The sequence below is a fragment of the Candidatus Eisenbacteria bacterium genome, from assembly GCA_035577985.1.
In the GTDB taxonomy this organism is placed as follows: Bacteria; Desulfobacterota; Binatia; order DP-6; family DP-6; genus DATJZY01.
In genome coordinates this window covers 1-16,089 of record DATJZY010000003.1, presented here as the reverse complement: position 1 = coordinate 16,089, position 16,089 = coordinate 1, and the positions used below count along the sequence as shown (strand labels likewise).

Below are 16,089 nucleotides of genomic sequence, written 5' to 3'. Positions count from 1 at the left end.
TTCCGCTCGCGCCTGCTCAGGGAACCCAGGTCTGCGTCACGGGGAGCACGAGCGCACCCGCGCCGGGAAGGCCGCTCACGAAGTCGACCACGTTCGATCCGGTGGCGGGCTCGCAGAAGGTCGCGACGAGCGTCGCGCCGGCGGTCTTGGGATAGGTCGGGTCGGGCCACGCGGGCTGCGGCACGGCCGCTCCGCCCACGCGCACGATCGCGCCGGCGCCGCTGCCGGTCGGGAAGCAGGGGGTCTGGGTGTTGTTCGAGCAGCATACCTGGCTGACGCCGCCCTTCGCGTCGACGCACTGGCCGTCGGGCGTGGTCGCGACGCACGCGCTTCCGGTGCAGGCCGCGTCGCACGTCCCCGTCCCGCACGCGTCGTTCACCTTGGCGCCGCACGGAAGCGGCCCCGGAAGCGTCGAGCTGGCCGTCGTGACCGGCAGGGTGAGGGTGAGCGTGCCGACGGGCGCGCCCGTCGGCGGGCAGTCGGACGACAGCGCGTAGCCGTCGTGCCCGGAGGTCAGCTTCACGTCGAGGAGGCTCTCGGTGCGGCACGCCTGGCCCTGACGGCGGCCCGAGTCGCACGTTCCCGCCTTGCCGGGCGCGCTCGCCGAGCAGCGCGGGCAGATGCCGGTCGCGGTCGTGAGGTAGACGTCGGTGAGCAGGTGGAGGTCGCCGGCGACCGCGCCCGAGGCGAGATCGGCGACGCCGCCGGTGAAGCTCGGCGTCGCGAAGCGGTTCACGATGCACACCGGCGCGCCGGCGCTGAAGAGCGGGATCGGCGGGCCGAAGGTCGGGCTCTTCACCACGTCGGTCGCGGCCTCGTCCTGGACGCAAACCGAGTCGGTCGCGGCGTCGCAGTCCGTGAGACACATGCGGAGCGTCGATCCGGACGGCACCGGAAAGTTGTGCGAGTTGCCGCTGACACCGTTGTCGAGGTCGGTCCCACTCGCCGCGACCACCATGTTGAGCTCGCGCGGGCCGCCCGCCGGATTGGCCGGACACTGTCCGGCGCCGCCGTTCGGCACGCAGCGCAGGCGGACACGATCGCGGTCGGTCGACGCGCCCTTCACCGTCATGGCGAGCATCACCGGACGCGACGGCTTGTAGCCGCGCGGGGTCTGGCGAAGGGGAAGCGAGACGATCGTCGCCTCGCCGCACGCCGACGCGCCGGCGGGAAGGACCGGCGCCGTCACGCCGAGCTGCGAAGCGCGGCGGTTGAACGTGACGCCAGTCACGACGTCGGCCGCGCATCCGGCGACGCCTTCACGATTGACGCACGCGGAGATGCCGACCGCGCACACGCCGTTCACCGCGCCGTCCACGTCGCAGGCGGGATCGCCGTCCTGACAATCGATGCCGACCGCACCGCGGTTGGCCTTCGTCTCGGGTGTGGTGACCTGCCACGCGCCCAGACAGTCGGTGCGGGCGGGGCCGCCGCCCATGACCTCCGCGCCTGCGGAGGCCGACATCGCGACCAGAGCGACCACCAACGACACTAGCGAACGCTTCATTCCAAACCTCCCCGGCGTGTCCGTCACGCCATAGCGAATCGATGAGGACGTGGGATTGCAGGGAGCGTGCCCCGTCCAAGTACCTGGATCTTCGGCGGATCAGGACAGTTGGGGGGGCGTATCGAAAGGACGCGCGTTTCGAAACGATCCGGGCCTTCAGGAGCGTGCCGGCCGGGCGGCTGCGAGGGCGCCCAGGACCTCGGCCCTGCGCCGGCGCAGCAGCTCGCGGATGCGTCCTGGCTCGACGTGCAGCAGCTCGCACAAGCGCCGGAACGCGACCGGATGCGAGCGGTCCTCGCTGGCGAACCAGCGCTCCGCGTTCGCCAGCATGCGGCGCTCGATCTCGCCGTCGGCGCCGACGCAGCGGTAGTACGTCTCGACGGCGTCGAGCAGCACCGAGAGCGCGACGTGGGGATCGCTCGTCGTCAAGGGTTCCCCGTCCTCGCCCACGCCGTCGCCGCGCAGGCGCGCGCGAGGCTCGGACGAAGCTGTGGACCGGATCGCGCCATGCATGCCGCGATTGCACGGCGTGTGCCGGACGAAATTCGCCGCCCTGCGTCGTCGGGGAGGCCCGGGGCACGTGTCGAAAGGATGCGCCGCGAGTCGAGACGACCCGTGCCCGCCGCAGGCCACGCCGCCGGGGAATGCTACGCGCGCGATCGAAAGGAGCGTGTCGCGCGTACCACGAGCGCCCGACTCTCGCCCCCCGATCCAGGACGGAGCCCTAGGGCTCGTCCTCCCCGGAGGCGGCGCCGTACTCTTGCAGCTTGCGGTAGAGCGTCTTGCGCGTGATGCCGAGCTTCTCGGCCGCGAGCGTCTTGTTGCCGCCCGTCACCTCCATCACGCGCAGCACGTAGCGTCGCTCGACTTCGGCGAGGGACACGATCTCCGACGGGTCGTCGCTCGCGACCACCACGTGTGAGCGCTTGTACGCCCGCACCTGCTCGGGGAGGTCCTCGACCGCGATCTCTTCGTAGCGCGTGAGCGCGATGGCGCGCTCGATGCAGTTCTGGAGCTCGCGTACGTTTCCCGGCCACGCATAGGCCAGGAGCTTCTCGGCCGCCGCCGGCGAGATCCCCGTGACACGCTTGCCCGCGCGGGCCGCATGGAGGTCCACGAAGTGCTGCGCCAGCACGAGGACGTCGCCCCCGCGGGCCCGCAGGGGCGGCAGCTCGACGTGGATGACGTTGACGCGGAAGTACAGGTCCTCGCGGAAGCGCTCCTCCTCGATCAGCGAGCGGAGATCGCGGTTGGTGGTGGCGATCACCCGCACGTCGATCGGGATCTCGTGGTCGCCACCGACGGGCCGCACGCGGCGCTCCTGCAGCACGCGGAGCAGCTTCGGCTGGAGCGCGATCGGCATGTCGCCGATCTCGTCGAGCAGCAGCGTGCCACCGCTCGCTTGCACGCACAGGCCGGTGCGCGGCGTGCGAGCGTCGGTGAACGCACCGCGCACGTGGCCGAAGAGCTCGCTCTCGAGCAGGGCCTCGGGCATGGCCGAGCAGTTGATCGCGACGAAGGGCCCGTCGCGGCGCGGGCCGCGATCGTGAAGAGCGCGCGCCACCACCTCCTTGCCGGTCCCGCTCTCGCCGGTGACGAGCACCGACGCGACCGAGTCGACGATCCGATCGAGCACGTCGTAGACGGCGCGCATGGCCGAGCTCGACCCGAGCAGCGTCTCGAAGCGGTTCGACTGCTCGACCACCTTGCGCAGCCGCTTCACCTCCTCGCGGAGCTGGCGGTGCTGGATCGCGCGCTCGAGCGCCACCACGAGCGCGCCGGTGTCCGGCGGCTTGGTGATGAAGTCGTACGCGCCGGCGCGGATCGCGGCGACGGCGGTCTCGAGGCTCCCGAACGCCGTGATGACGATCACCGGGACGTCCGGCCGGTTGGCCACGATGCGCTCGCACAGCTCGAGCCCGTTCATGCCGCGCATGTTGAGATCGGTGAGGACGACGTCGACGTCGCTCGCGCCGAGGATCTCGAGGGCTTCGGCGGCGGCGGTGGTCCAACGCACCTCGAAGTCGCGCTTGCCGAGGGCGACCGCGAGGGTCTCGCACATGCTCTTGTCGTCGTCGACGATCAGGACGCGCCCGGCCATGTCGGATACCTAGAGCACGTGCCCCGCGGCTGTCCACATCGCACCGGGCGCGTGCGCTCGTCTTGACTGCGAGGCGGGTTTCGGGCGATCCCGGGCGCGCATGCGGCTTCTGCGCGGGGTGCTGGTCGGCCTGCTGGCCGTGGTGTGGGCCGGGTGGGTCGTGTGGGGAGCGCTCGCGCTCTGGATCGACGGCCCCGCCTCGCGGCCGCTGGCGGGGCTGCTCGCCGGCGGACTGGTCGTCGTCTCGCTTCTGCTCGTTCTGAGGCGCGGCTCGCGCTGGCTCGGCCTGCTCGCCTCGTCGATCCTCGTGGCGCTCGTGGCGGCCTGGTGGCTGCGGATTCCCGCGAGCAACGATCGCAACTGGGTGCCCGAGGTCTCGCAGCTCGCCCGCATCGACGTGAACGGCGACGTGCTGACCGTCCACAACCTCCGCAACTTCGACTATCGCACCGAGACGGACTTCACGCCGCACTGGGAGGAGCGCACCTACGATCTCAGCCATCTGCGGGGCTTCGACATGTTCCTCTCCTTCTGGGGTCCGACGCAGATCGCGCACACGATCGCGAGCTGGGATTTCGGTGAGGGACAGCACCTCGCGATCTCGATCGAGACGCGCCGGGAGCAGGGTGAGGTCTATTCCGCCGGCCTCGGGTTCTTCCGGCAGTTCGAGGTCTACTACGTCGTGGCGGACGAGCGGGATCTCGTCGGGCTGCGGACCAACCATCGCGGCGAGCAGGTCTTCCTGTATCGCCTCGCGGCGGGCCCCGTCCGGGCACGTGCCCTGCTCATGGCGTACGTCGACGAGATCAACCATCTCGTGCAGCATCCCGAGTGGTACAACGCGCTCACGCAGAACTGCACCACGTCGATCGAGATCCTGGTGGAGCGCGCGCTCGGCCCGTTGGGCGGCCGCTTCCCCTGGGACTGGCGCCTGATCGCCAACGGCCACCTCGGCGAGCTGCTGTACGAGCGCGGCAGCGTGAACACGACCATGCCCTACGAGGAGCTCCGCCAGGCGAGCGACATCACCGCCCGCGGCAAAGCGGCCGACGGCGCGGCCGACTTCTCCGAGCGCATCCGCGACGGCCTGCCCCCGCGTCCCCCGCCGCGAAACTGATGCCCGGACGGTCCCACGCACGATTCGGCGGGCAGGGGCCGCATGACGGATCTGACGCTCTCCGCGTCGAGGCGACGGCTACGGGGCGACTGGACACGTGGCCTCGAGATTGCTCATGACGGCGGAGAGCCGTGGGCATGACCGATCTCACGCCGGCGCAGGTCCTCGCCGCGGGGCTCCACGCCCTGATCGCGCTCGTCTGGGTCATCATCGCGCACCGCGAGTGGACCTTCATGCGCACGTATCAGGCGCGGAGCCCGCTCTTCGTCTGCCTGCGCAACCTGACCGTGCTGGGCGCCGTCTTCTACGCCGTGCAGGCCGTGCTCCGCCTGACGCCCCCCGAGCTCGCCGCCGCGCCGCCCGCGTGGCTGTTCGCGATCTGGCTGCTCGGGGAATGGGCCCTCATGCTCCTCGCCGCCACCACGCGCCACCTCGTTCGCTACTGGGGCATGCGACGCGATCCGCCGGCCACGGCGTGGCTCGTGGTCAACTACGGCGCCGCCGGCCTGATGATGCTCTTCGCGCTCTTCTCGCCCGAGCTGCTCGCCGGGAGCGCCCACCCCGTCGGAACGTATCTCGCGATCCGCAACGGCTTCACGATCGTCTTCTTCGGCCTGGCGGTGCGCGAGATGATCGGCATGGCGCGGTCCGGCCGATGGCGTCCCGGCGCCGCCGGAAACATCGTGCGGCGCGTGGACGTCGTGCTCTTCGGGGCCGCCCTGCTCGGCGTCCTCGCGTGGGTCGCGGTCCCTCTCCTCGGCAGGCCCCCGCCGGCGATCTGGGGCCTCGTGATGGACATGGTGATCGCCCTCGCAGTGACGACCCCGCTCGCCGCACGCGAGATGCACGCCGTGGTGCGCGGCGTCTTCGTCGCCCTCGGAACGCTGGCGGCGGCGAGCGCCGTCCATCTCGCGGGCACCGACCTGCTCGGGCCCATCGCCGCGGCGGGCATGCCGCATCTGGTGACGTTGATCACGATCGTCGTCCTCACCGCGACGGTCGCCTGGACGCCACCACTCCTGCGCCGCTTCATCGATCGGTTCGCGTTCGGCCGGCGCCGGCACCTGTGGGCCGATCTGCAGGCGTTCCTCGCGACCCTCTCACCCGACGCCGGCGTCGCGGAGATCTGCAGGCAGGCGCTCACCGAGGTCGTGCGCGTCTGCGGGCTCACCGGCGCCGCCATCGTGCTGCGCGACGGCGAAGCCGTGGCGGCCGGGGACTTCGCGCTCGAGCCCCTGCGCGACGCGTGGCCGCGCGGCGCCGACTTCGACCGCCTCCCCCCGTCGATCATCTCCGCCGACTTCGTGCGGGACCTGCCCCTGCCGGCGCTCGAGGCGATGGCCGCCGCCGAGGTCATCGGCGTCATACCGCTCACGAGCCCGCGACGGCGGTGGGGGACGCTCTTCGCCACCAGCGGCCTCATCGAGCCGTCGCCCGACGACGTGCCGTCGATGGAGGCGTTCGCGGCGCAGCTCTCGCTCGTGCTCGACGCGGCGGCACTCATCGAGCGGACGGTCGCCGTCGAACGCTCGCTTGCGCACGCGGAGAAGCTGGCGGCGATCGGCGAGCTGGCGGCGCGGATCGCGCACGAGATCCGCAACCCCGTGACCGCGGCGCGGAGCCTCGCCCAGCTTCTGGCGCGCGATCCGACGGCGCCCGAGAACACCGAGCACGCGCAGCTGATCCTGGGCGAGCTGGAGCGGGTCGAGCGCCAGGTTCGCGCCCTGCTCCAGTTCGCGCGCCGGGAGGAATATCGCCTGGAGCCGATCGACGTCGGCGAGCTGGTGCGCGTCTCGCTCGGCCCGCTGCGCCCGCGGCTCGCCGACGCGAAGGTGACCGTGGTCGACGACGTGGCGGCCGACGTGGTCGTGCGCGCCGATCGCGAGAAGCTCCGCCAGGTGCTCGTGAACCTGATCGAGAACGCGCTCGACGCGCTCGCGACGAGCCCGGACGGCAGGCGTCTCGCCGTGTCGGCCGCGACCGAGAACGGGACCGTCACGCTGCGCGTGAGCGACTCCGGTCCGGGCGTGCCCGCCGACGCCCTGCCCCGCCTCTTCGAGCCGTTCTTCTCGCTCAAGGCCGGCGGCACCGGGCTCGGCCTCGCGATCGCGCGACGCACGATCGAGGCGCACGGCGGGCGCATCGCGGCGGAACCGCTGGCGCCCCACGGCGTCACCTTCCGGATCGACCTCCCGTCAGGCGTTCGCTGACGCGAGCCGGCTACACGCGCGGGCTCAGCCGCGCAGGACGTGTCCGGAGAGCGAGCCGGCGTAGCGGCCGTGGTCGAACACCACCTCGCCGTTCACGACCGTCGCGACGTAGCCCTCGGCGTCGACGACGTAGCGTCCCGCGCCGGCGGGAAAGTCGCGGACGAGCCGCGTCGCGCCGCATCGCAGGCGGGCACGATCGAAGACGACCAGGTCCGCCGCCGCGCCCTCGCGCACCACGCCCCGGTCGGCGAGCCCGTGCACGACCGCGGGTACCATCGTGAGCTTCGAGATCGCCTCTTCGAGCGAGAGCGTCCCCGGCACCCACTCCGAGAGGAGGCGCGTCGTGTAGTCGGCACCGGTGAACGAGAGAACGTGCGCGCCCCCGTCGCTCGACCCGGCCATGACGATGGGATCGCGCAGCAGCTCCGCGGTGGCCTCGTCCCGCGCGGGGTCGTGGGGTGCGCCGAGGACGAATTGCGTCTGCAGGTCCTCGGCGAGCGCCAGATCGAGAAAGGCGTCGAGCGGAGTCTTGCCGACCGCGTCGGCGACGTCCGCGAGGTGCATGCCGACGAAGCGCTGGTGCTCGGGGCGCGTCACCGCTTCCACGAACAGGACCTGCCAGACGAACACGAAGGCACGCCCGGTCGGATCGGCGAGCGCCTCCAGCATCTTCTGGCGCACGGCGGGATCGCGCAGGCGCCGCTCGCGCTCGGGCGAGCCGAGGCAGAGCGTCTCGCGGAAGATCGGCATCTCGTCGAACAGGAACGTGGTGTCGAGCGCGAAGTGCGCGCCGAGCTGGTTGGTCGCGAACATGGGATGGAGGCGGATGCCCTGCTGGAACGTCTCGCGGCAGAAGTCGACGCCGCGCCGCCAGCCCTTCATCTGGTGCGGGAGCGGAACCAGCGTGTTGAGCTCGATGGGTCGCCCCGACACCCGATACATCTCGTGCAGCAGCCGACGATCGGCCTCGCTGTAGCCGTCGACGAAGCTGCGCGGGATGAACTCGATCGCGCCGTGGTCGAAGTCCCCCAGGACCGACGAGAGCGCGACGATCTCCTCGGGCGCGGCGTGGTTCGACGGCACCTCGCGCCCGTCGTGCGCGACGTGGATGTCGAGCTGCGAGGTCGAGAAGCCGATCGCGCCCTCGTGCATCGACTGGCGCACGAGTGCCTGCATGCGGCCCACCTCGTCGTCGGTCGCCCGCCGGTCCGACGCGGCGTCGCCCATCACCTGCCGGCGGATCGCGGAATGCCCGACATAGGCGCCCATGTTGACGGCGATGCGACCCTCGAGCGCGTGCAGGAAATGGCCGAAGGTTCCGCCCGACCAGCGCAGGCCCGCCGCCAGCGCCTCGGCCGACATGCCCTCCACGCGCGACAGCATCTGCGCGAGCCAGCCGACGTCCTCCGACTTGGCGGGTGCGAGGGTGAAGCCGCAGTTGCCGGTCAGCACCGTCGTGACCCCGTGCCACGACGCCGGCGACGCGGTCGGCTCCCAGTGGAGCTGCGCGTCGTAGTGCGTGTGCACGTCGATGAAACCGGGCGCGACGATGCAGCCGTCGGCGTCGATCACGCGCCGTGCCCCCTCGCGCACGCGCCCGATGCGCGCGATGCGCCCGTCGCGCACGGCGACGTCGGCCGAGAAGGAGGGCATGCCCGTGCCGTCGACGACCCGGCCGCCGCGGACCACCAGATCGAAGCTCATGCCGGGCGGATCCCGTACAGGCGCAGGGCGTTCGTGCCGAGCAGCTTCACGCGTGCGGCGGGCGTCATGTCGGCCGTGTGCTCGCGCAGCTCGCGCACGACGCCCGGATACTTGGCGTCGCTGTGTGGAAAATCCGAAGCCCAGATCATCGCATCCTCCCCGATGAGTGGTCCGAGCGCGCTCATGGTGTGCTCCCCCGGATCGAACGAGACGTAGACCTGCCGTCGCACGTACTCCGACGGCTTCATCGAGAGCCCGAGGAGCTGCCAGCCGTAGCTCTCGGTGAACTCGTCGAGGCGATCCATCCAGTGCGGGAGCCAGCCGCCGCCGCACTCGAGCACGCCGATCGTCAGGCGCGGATGGCGCTCGAGCACGCCCGCGTACACGAGGTTCGCGAGCGTCATGTACTGGTCGAAGAACAGGATCACCGCGTGGTGCGTGCCCGGCGCCATGAGCCCGGCCATCGCGCGCGACGTGCCGGGCATGTCCCACAGGCCTGCCGGGTGGAACGCGAGCGGAATCCCGAGCTCCTCGAGCGCGCTCCAGATCGGCTCGAGCGCCGGGGCGAAGAGCGGCCGCGCGCAGGGGTTGGTGGGATTCGGTCGCGTGAAGGCGGCGCGGAGGCCGAGCTCGCCGACGGCGCGGCGCGCCTCGGCGATCGCGGCCACGGGATCCTGAAGCGGCAGGGCCGCGGCGCCGACGAGGCGGCCCGGGTTCGTCGCGCAGAAGCTCGCGATCCAGTCGTTGTAGATGCGGCAATGCCACACGGCGAGCTCGGGATCGTGGATCGCCGGCAGCGAGAGCGCGAGCCCACCGTAGAGCACCGCCACGTCGATGCCCTCCTCGTCCAGCACCCGCAGGCGCGCCGCGGGATCGAAACCGGCCGGGCTGCCTTCGACGTACCGGCGACCTTTGCCCAGGTCGGCGAAGGACGTGCCGGCGTTGCCGAGGCCGACCAGGCCCCGGTCGGTGATCATCCAGTCCTCGACCCAGGCCTCGTCGTAGCCGCTCTCGGCGTTCCAGCGCAGCCGCAGGGCCCTGTCCCGGAAGCGCTGGGGGAGGCCCCTCTCCCACAGATCCGGGGGCTCGCAGACGTGGCCGTCGGCGTCGACCACGACCTCGGATCCGGCGGGCATGAGGCCTTGTCGCGCAGCCGGCAGTCGCTCGTCAAACTGCCGGAAAAGATGGCACGCCGGTTGCTGCTACATGAGTCGCATGGCGATCGAATTCGGGCCCTGGCTCAAGCTGAACGTGCCGACGATCGAGTCTCTGCCGGACGCGCCCGGGGTTTTCGAGATCGCCAACCTGGTCCGCACCGTGATCTTCACGGGCCGCGCCGAGGGCAGCCTCCAGCGACGGCTCGCGACGCTCGGCGGTGTGCCGGCCAACCTCCCTGCCAGCACGGGCGGTTACTACGTCCGGCTCGCGCTCACCGGCGATGAGGAGGCCGCCCTCGCGGAGTGCCAGGCGAGCTATCGCGCCGTGCACGGCGGGCGGCTCCCGGTCGGGAACGAGACGCCGGTGCGTCCCGCGATCCGGCTCGTCACGCGCGACGCGGCCTAGCTCGGCCGCTCCGCCCCTGTCGAAGTTCCGACGCCGCGACGATCCCGTGGCACAAGAATGTGCGCGGTCGCCGCTGCGGCTGCATTGCGGCCGGCTGGCCGCATCGGCTCAGCGAAGGCGGGCGCGGACGGCCCCCAGGGCGGCAGCCTCCAGGTCCTCGTAGACGGCCTCCGCAGCCCACCCTCGGGGCCACCGGCCCCGCTCGGCCTCGAAGACCTCCAGGCCGTAGGTCCCGTAGGCCTCCGCCACCTGCCGGCGCACGAAATGGAGGGGATCCGGGCGTCGCACGGGCAGCTCCCGCAGGTAGGCGGCCAGCTCGGGAACGCCCCGTCCGGTGACGGCGCTGGTCTGGAAGATGCGGGGCTCGTCGCCGCCGATGCGGGCGGTGTGGAGCGCCGCGCGGAGCTCGTGCGTGCTCCGGCGCGCGAGCGGATGCTTCTCCAGCCGGACGGCACGGGCGACCAGCGCCCGCGTCGCCGCGTCGAGCGGCGCCGGCTCAGGCGCTGGCTGCGCGCTGCGATTCACGCGGGGCGCCGATCACGTCGAGGATGCGGTCCATCACGGTCATGAGGTCGAAGTCCTTCGGCGTGAAGACGTCACGAATGCCCAGCGCACGCAGCTTGGGAAGGTCGTCGTCGGGCACGATGCCGCCGAGGACCACCGGAATCTCCTGCTTCGCTCCCTGTTTCTCGAGCTCGTCCAGGACGAGCTTCGCGATTTCGAGGTGCGACCCCGACAGGACGGAGAGCCCGACGACGCTCGCATCCTCCTCGATGGCCGACTGGACGATCTCCGGGACGGTCAGGCGAATGCCACCGTAGATCACGTCGAAGCCGGCATGCTTCGCGGCGACGGCGATCATCTCGGAACCGTTCGAATGGCCGTCGAGACCAGGCTTGCCGACCACCATGCGCGGCCGCACGCCGTGCTGCGCCGCCCACGCGTTGGCCCGGGCGCGCACCGCGTCGACCTTGCCGCCTTCGAGCGAGAGCCGCTGGCCCTCGACGCCGGTCGCGGGGCGGTACTCGCCGAACACCTCGCGCAGCGCGGTCGCCCACTCGCCGGTCGTGACGAGGGCCTTCGCGCACGCGATCGAGAGCGGCATGAGGTTCTTGCCGCCCTGCGCGGCGGCCTGGAGATCGCGTAGCGCCTGGTCGACCGCGGCCTGGCTGCGGCGGCTCCGGGTCGCGCGCAGCATCTCGAGCGTCTCGCGCGCCGACTCCGGATCGACCTTGAAGATGCCGCCGTCGGCGCCGGCCAGCAGCGGCGACGGCAGACCGTCGGTCCACTTGTTGCGCCCGACGACGGTGATCTCGCCGCGGTTGATGCGGGCCAGCCGCTCCGCCTGGCTGCGGACGAGGGCCGTCTTCATGTAGCCCGACTCGATCGCGGCGAGCGCGCCGCCCATCTCCGCGATGCGTGCGATCTCGGCGGAGGCCTCGTCCTCGAGGGCCTTCACCTTCGCGGCCACCACCGGCGAGCCGTCGAACAGGTCCGGATACTCGAGCAGGTCGGTCTCGTAGGCGAGGATCTGCTGCAGGCGCAGCGACCACTGCTGATCCCACGGCCGCGGCAACGAGAGCGCCTCGTTCCAGGTCGGGAGCTGGAGGGCGCGGCAGCGCGCGTTGCGCGAGAGCGTGACGCCGAGCGCCTCGATCAGGATGCGCCAGGCATTATTCTCGGGCTGCTCTTCGGTGAGGCCGAGGGAGTTCACCTGCACGCCGTACCGGAACAGGCGGTACTTGGCGTTGGCGACACCGTAGCGGTCGCGCGTGATCTCGTCCCACAGCGCGACGAACGCGCGCATCTTGCACAGCTCTTCGACGAAGCGGATGCCCGCGTTGACGAAGAAGGACACGCGGCCCACGCACTGCTCGAACTCCTCGTGCGTGAACGTGCCGCGCGCGCGGATCGCGTCGAGCACGGCCATGGCGTTCACGAGCGCGAAGGCCAGCTCCTGCGCGGGCGTCGCCCCGGCCTCCTGCAGGTGGTAGCTGCAGATGTTGGACGCGTTCCAGCGCGGAATCGCGTGCAGGCAGTGCTCGTACATGTCGGCGATGAGCCGCATCGAGTGCACCGGCGGGTAGATGTACGTCCCGCGCGCCAGGTACTCCTTGATGATGTCGTTCTGGGTCGTGCCCTGCAGGAGCTTCGGATCGACTCCGCGCCGCTCGGCGAGCGCGACGTAGAGGGCGAGCAGCCACATCGCCGTCGCATTGATCGTCATCGAGGTGTTGATCTTCTCGACCGGGATGTCGGCGAAGAGCACCTCGAAGTCGTCGAGCGAGTTGACCGGCACGCCCACCTTGCCGATCTCGGGCCCGGCCAGTGGGTGGTCCGAGCTGTAGCCGCACTGGGTCGGGAGGTCGAAGGCGATCGACAGCCCTGTCTGCCCGCGCGAGAGGTTGTCGCGGTACAGCCGGTTCGAGGCGTGGACGTTCGTGTGCCCGGCGTACGTCCGGAAGATCCACGGCTGGTCCCGCGTGGGCGTGGCGTCGCGCGTCATGATCGACTCCTAACCATCGCTACTGTAGCGCGCCCCGGAGCGCCGACTCCAGCGGGGTCGTCTTGACCCGGCAGGATGCCGCGTGAGACGCTCACGGTCGTCGGGGAGGAAGCGCGCATGACCGTCCGACTCGCGCTCGCGCCGTTGTTCCTGCTGATCGCGGGAGCGGCCGGGGCGAATCTCGATCCCTCCAGCGCATGCTGCGCGAGGAAGCTTCGCCTGAGCGGCCCTTCCGAAGCCCGGCTCTTCCGGTGCCACGCGACGGCGGCCGCGCACGGCGAGGCGGTCGCCGCCGCGTGCCTTTCGGCGGCCGGGGCCTCGCTCGCCCGCCGCTTCGCGCGGGCGGAAGAGGCCGGGGGCTGTTCCGGAGTCGGTGACGCGGGACGCATCGAAGCCGACCTCGAGCGCATCGTCGGCCTCGTGGCGAACACGCTCCGTCCGTCGCCGGCCAGGTCCGCCTGCGCGGCGCGGAAGCTCAAGACGGCTGGACGCTTCGCCGCCTCGGTGCTGAAGGCGTTCGCAGGCGAGGCACCGCACCCAGCGGATCACCTGGACGCTCTCGATCCCGTCATCGCCGACCTCAGCCAGCGCGTACAAGCGACGTTCACGCGGCTCGAAGGCGGCACCGACTGTCTCACCACCGCGGACGCGCCGGCCGTGACCGCGCTCATCACCGCCGGCCCGACTCCGCCCGTCCCGGCCGACGGCGCCCTGCTCGCGTCGCTTCGTCTCTGCCCGGCCTGCGGAGACGACGTGCAGGGTGGAACGGAGCAGTGTGACGGCTTCGACGCGTTCACGTGCAACGGTCCGTGCCGCGCCGACTGCACGTGTCCCATCTGCGGCGACGGCGCCATCGATCAGACGAGCGAGGCATGCGACGGAGCGGACGATGCGGCCTGTCATCGGCTTTGTCTGCCCGACTGCACGTGCCCGGCGCCGGTCTGCGGCAACGGCGTCAAGGAGAGCGGCGAGCAGTGCGACGGGTCGGATGCCGGCGGGTGCGCGTCGGCATGCCAGAGCGACTGCACGTGTGCGGCGGTGTGCGGCAACGGGGTGATCGAGCCGGGGGAGCAATGCGAGGGCGCGACGTGCTTCGACGAGGGCTTCTTCCTGGCGAGCTGCGCGCCGCCGGGACCGCGAGGGTGCCAGTGCTGCGACGGCGGCATCTGTCCGATCCTCGGCTGCTGTGACCCGGTCGACATCTGCCTGGTGGCCCCGAACGACCGGGGATCGTGCTTTCCGACGCAGTGCCGGCCCGATCACCCGTGTTCAACCGGGTACACCTGCGTCCCGAACCCCAGCCAGCCCGGGACGGGCATTTGCGCCGGCGGCATCGGAAGCACGTGCACCTACTTCACCCCGATCGCTCCCTGCTTCCCGCCCGCCGTGTGCTCGGCGTCGAGTGGACTCGGATTCTGTTGCCTGCCGAGCGGGGAGACGTGCGCCAGCGCAGGGGACTGTTGCTCCCGCACCTGCAACGGGGGAACCTGCGGCTAGGTCGATCGCGCGCAGTCTCGGGCCGGCAAATCCTAGTGCAGCACGAAGTTCAGGGCGGGGGCGCCGGCGTCGGCAGCGGGGAGCGTCAGCGTAAACGTCGAGCCGACGCCGACCGTGCTCTTCACCGTGAGGTCGCCGCCCATCGCGCAGGCGAAGCGGCGGGCGAGTGCGAGACCGAGACCGATCCCCTTCGTACGCAGGTCGCCCGGCCCGAGCTGGCGATAGAGATCGAACACGGCGCCGCACGCTTCGGGCGGGATGCCGGGCCCCGTGTCGCGCACGTGGACCTGCACGACGCCGGCCATCGGCGCCTCGGCTGTCACCACGACCTCGCCGCGCTCGGTGAACTTGAGCGCGTTCGAGAGCAGGTTCTGCACGATGACGCGCAGCTTCGGGCCCTCGGCGAGGACGGGCGGAAGCTGCCCCTGCACGTCGGCGCGCAGCGAGATCGGTCGTTCCTGGACGATCAGCTCGTGGTCGCGGACGAGCGCGCCGACGAGGGCGCCCACGTCGACCTTCTCGACCTCGATCGTGCTCGACTCGAGCTTGGCGAGGTCGAGGAAGTCCTCGACCAGCTCGAGCAGGTGCCCCGCGTTCCAGGAGACCTTGCCGAGCGCCTCGCTCAGCGCCTCGGAGTAGGTACCGAACGCGCCCTCGGCGGCGAGCTCGAGGTAGCCGAGGACGATGTTCAGCGGCGAGCGGAACTCGTGCGAGACCGACGCCAGCAGCTCCATCTTCAGGCGGTCGGACGCCTGCGCCTGGGACACCTGCACATAGGTGCGCATCGCCGCGTCGACGGCCCCGAGCAGGCGATCGGCCCCGTCGCCCTCCCGCACGTACGTATGCACGCCCATCCGCTCGAGCGTCTCGCGGCAGAGCTCGCCCGAGCGCGGGCTCGCGTAGAGCACCACCTGCATGGCGGCGTTGCGCTCGCGCACCGTACCGATCAGGCGGCGTGCGGGGACCAGAGGCAGCTCGTCGGCGAGGACGATGACCCCGATCGAGGCATCGGCCACCGCGACCCCCATGGCGGCGTCGCGGGCCACCACGACGGGATGTCCCTCGCGCTCGAGGAGGCCCCGGGTGACTGCGAGCCGTGCGAGGTCGTGGTCGACGAGGAGGACGGTCGGCGAATGCGAGTCGGGTGCGGAGGCCACGCCGAGAATGCAAGGCCAGGGCCGCTGCCTGGGCGCGTGGATTCCGGCCATTACGGCGGGCGGCAGGGGCGTTCATGGCACAGCTCGTGGGCGCGCGCTGTGCCAGGAGGGCACACGTGCAAGCGGCAGGTGACCGACCCAAGACTCCGTCTTGGGTCGGCTTCCTAGTCGAGGAGCGCCAGCAGACGCCCGGCGGCGGCGGTCGGCGTGAGACGTCCGGCGGCCACTCCCGACTCGAGCTCCGGCAGGAGCCGGCGCACGTCCCCCCGCGCCAGGAAGTGGCGCTCGACGCCGTCGCGCAGCATCGACCAGAACCACGCCTGCTGCTGCTCGCGTCGCTTCTGCCCGAGCTCGCCCGTCGCGCCGAGCTTGTCGCGGTAGTCCTGCACGGCACCCCACACGGCATCGAGGCCGCGCCCCTCGAGCGCCGAGACGGTGAGCACGGGGGGGTCCCAGTTCGCGCTCGTGTGGCGGAACAGGCGCAGCGCCGCCCGGTACTCGGCCGCGGCCTGCGTGGCGCGCTTCACGTTGTCGCCGTCGCACTTGTTGATGGCGAGGGCGTCGGCGATCTCGATGATGCCCTTCTTGATGCCCTGCAGCTCGTCTCCGGCCCCCGGCAGCATGAGGACGAGGAAGAAGTCGACCATCGACGCGACGGCGATCTCGGACTGTCCCACGCCCACGGTCTCGACGATGATGACGTCGTAGCCGGCGGCCTCGCACACCA

At 71.4% G+C, this 16,089-nt stretch carries 13 protein-coding genes; 4 read left to right on the top strand and 9 right to left on the bottom strand.

All coding sequences use genetic code 11. The features are described 5' to 3' along the window. Window positions 1-16: 16 nt before the first annotated feature. The 3 genes from VMS22_00125 to VMS22_00115 form a co-directional block, all read right to left on the bottom strand. Window positions 17-1,507 carry a hypothetical protein gene (locus tag VMS22_00125; protein HXJ32415.1) on the bottom strand — a complete coding sequence of 497 codons (1,491 nt, stop codon included), beginning with the start codon at window positions 1,505-1,507 and terminating at the stop codon, window positions 17-19. Window positions 1,508-1,663: 156 nt separating this feature from the next. Further along, entirely contained in the window at window positions 1,664-1,936 is a 273-nt protein-coding gene (locus tag VMS22_00120) for a hypothetical protein (protein ID HXJ32414.1), read from the bottom strand. Window positions 1,937-2,231: 295 nt separating this feature from the next. Next, complete coding sequence (locus tag VMS22_00115) at window positions 2,232-3,608, bottom strand: sigma-54 dependent transcriptional regulator (GenBank protein HXJ32413.1); 1,377 nt, start codon at window positions 3,606-3,608, stop codon at window positions 2,232-2,234. 100 nt (window positions 3,609-3,708) lie between these two features. Here VMS22_00115 and VMS22_00110 point away from each other — a divergent pair, with 100 nt between their 5' ends. Then, window positions 3,709-4,725, top strand: a complete 1,017-nt coding sequence (locus VMS22_00110) for a DUF4105 domain-containing protein (GenBank protein HXJ32412.1) — start codon at window positions 3,709-3,711, stop codon at window positions 4,723-4,725. Window positions 4,726-4,862: 137 nt separating this feature from the next. Beyond that, window positions 4,863-6,935 carry an ATP-binding protein gene (locus tag VMS22_00105; GenBank protein HXJ32411.1) on the top strand — a complete coding sequence of 691 codons (2,073 nt, stop codon included), beginning with the start codon at window positions 4,863-4,865 and terminating at the stop codon, window positions 6,933-6,935. A 24-nt stretch (window positions 6,936-6,959) separates the two neighbouring features. Here the strand turns inward: VMS22_00105 and VMS22_00100 are convergent, their stop codons facing one another. Continuing rightward, window positions 6,960-8,639, bottom strand: a complete 1,680-nt coding sequence (locus VMS22_00100) for an amidohydrolase family protein (GenBank protein HXJ32410.1) — start codon at window positions 8,637-8,639, stop codon at window positions 6,960-6,962. Then, window positions 8,636-9,775, bottom strand: a complete 1,140-nt coding sequence (locus VMS22_00095) for an amidohydrolase family protein (protein ID HXJ32409.1) — start codon at window positions 9,773-9,775, stop codon at window positions 8,636-8,638. Before VMS22_00095 ends, VMS22_00100 begins: the two co-directional genes overlap by 4 nt. A gap of 79 nt (window positions 9,776-9,854) precedes the next feature. On the opposite strand from VMS22_00095, the gene VMS22_00090 reads away from it, so the two are divergent. Continuing rightward, a complete protein-coding gene (locus tag VMS22_00090; protein ID HXJ32408.1) occupies window positions 9,855-10,202 on the top strand; it encodes a hypothetical protein in 348 nt (115 codons plus the stop codon). A 108-nt stretch (window positions 10,203-10,310) separates the two neighbouring features. On the opposite strand, the gene VMS22_00085 is transcribed toward VMS22_00090, so the two are convergent. Together VMS22_00085 and VMS22_00080 are read right to left on the bottom strand one after the other, a co-directional pair. Then, window positions 10,311-10,727, bottom strand: coding sequence for a hypothetical protein (locus tag VMS22_00085; GenBank protein HXJ32407.1), 417 nt, complete (start codon window positions 10,725-10,727; stop codon window positions 10,311-10,313). After that, a complete protein-coding gene (locus tag VMS22_00080; protein HXJ32406.1) occupies window positions 10,699-12,708 on the bottom strand; it encodes a protein meaA in 2,010 nt (669 codons plus the stop codon). The genes VMS22_00085 and VMS22_00080 overlap by 29 nt, the downstream gene beginning before the upstream one ends. Before the next feature lie 117 nt (window positions 12,709-12,825). On the opposite strand from VMS22_00080, the gene VMS22_00075 reads away from it, so the two are divergent. After that, entirely contained in the window at window positions 12,826-14,205 is a 1,380-nt protein-coding gene (locus tag VMS22_00075) for a hypothetical protein (protein ID HXJ32405.1), read from the top strand. Window positions 14,206-14,237: 32 nt separating this feature from the next. Here the strand turns inward: VMS22_00075 and VMS22_00070 are convergent, their stop codons facing one another. Further along, entirely contained in the window at window positions 14,238-15,362 is a 1,125-nt protein-coding gene (locus VMS22_00070; protein ID HXJ32404.1) for an ATP-binding protein, read from the bottom strand. A 164-nt stretch (window positions 15,363-15,526) separates the two neighbouring features. Next, window positions 15,527-16,089, bottom strand: a 563-nt coding sequence (locus VMS22_00065) for a methylmalonyl Co-A mutase-associated GTPase MeaB (GenBank protein HXJ32403.1), incomplete at its 5' end; no start/stop codon positions are given.

Coding starts and splice junctions, on each gene's coding strand:
- VMS22_00125 (HXJ32415.1), bottom strand. CDS start 1,507: ATGAAGCGTTCGCTAGTGTCGTTGGTGGTCGCTCTGGTCGCGATGTCG.
- VMS22_00075 (HXJ32405.1), top strand. CDS start 12,826: ATGACCGTCCGACTCGCGCTCGCGCCGTTGTTCCTGCTGATCGCGGGA.
- VMS22_00095 (HXJ32409.1), bottom strand. CDS start 9,775: ATGCCCGCCGGATCCGAGGTCGTGGTCGACGCCGACGGCCACGTCTGC.
- VMS22_00105 (HXJ32411.1), top strand. CDS start 4,863: ATGACCGATCTCACGCCGGCGCAGGTCCTCGCCGCGGGGCTCCACGCC.
- VMS22_00100 (HXJ32410.1), bottom strand. CDS start 8,639: ATGAGCTTCGATCTGGTGGTCCGCGGCGGCCGGGTCGTCGACGGCACG.
- VMS22_00080 (HXJ32406.1), bottom strand. CDS start 12,708: ATGACGCGCGACGCCACGCCCACGCGGGACCAGCCGTGGATCTTCCGG.
- VMS22_00115 (HXJ32413.1), bottom strand. CDS start 3,608: ATGGCCGGGCGCGTCCTGATCGTCGACGACGACAAGAGCATGTGCGAG.
- VMS22_00090 (HXJ32408.1), top strand. CDS start 9,855: ATGGCGATCGAATTCGGGCCCTGGCTCAAGCTGAACGTGCCGACGATC.
- VMS22_00110 (HXJ32412.1), top strand. CDS start 3,709: ATGCGGCTTCTGCGCGGGGTGCTGGTCGGCCTGCTGGCCGTGGTGTGG.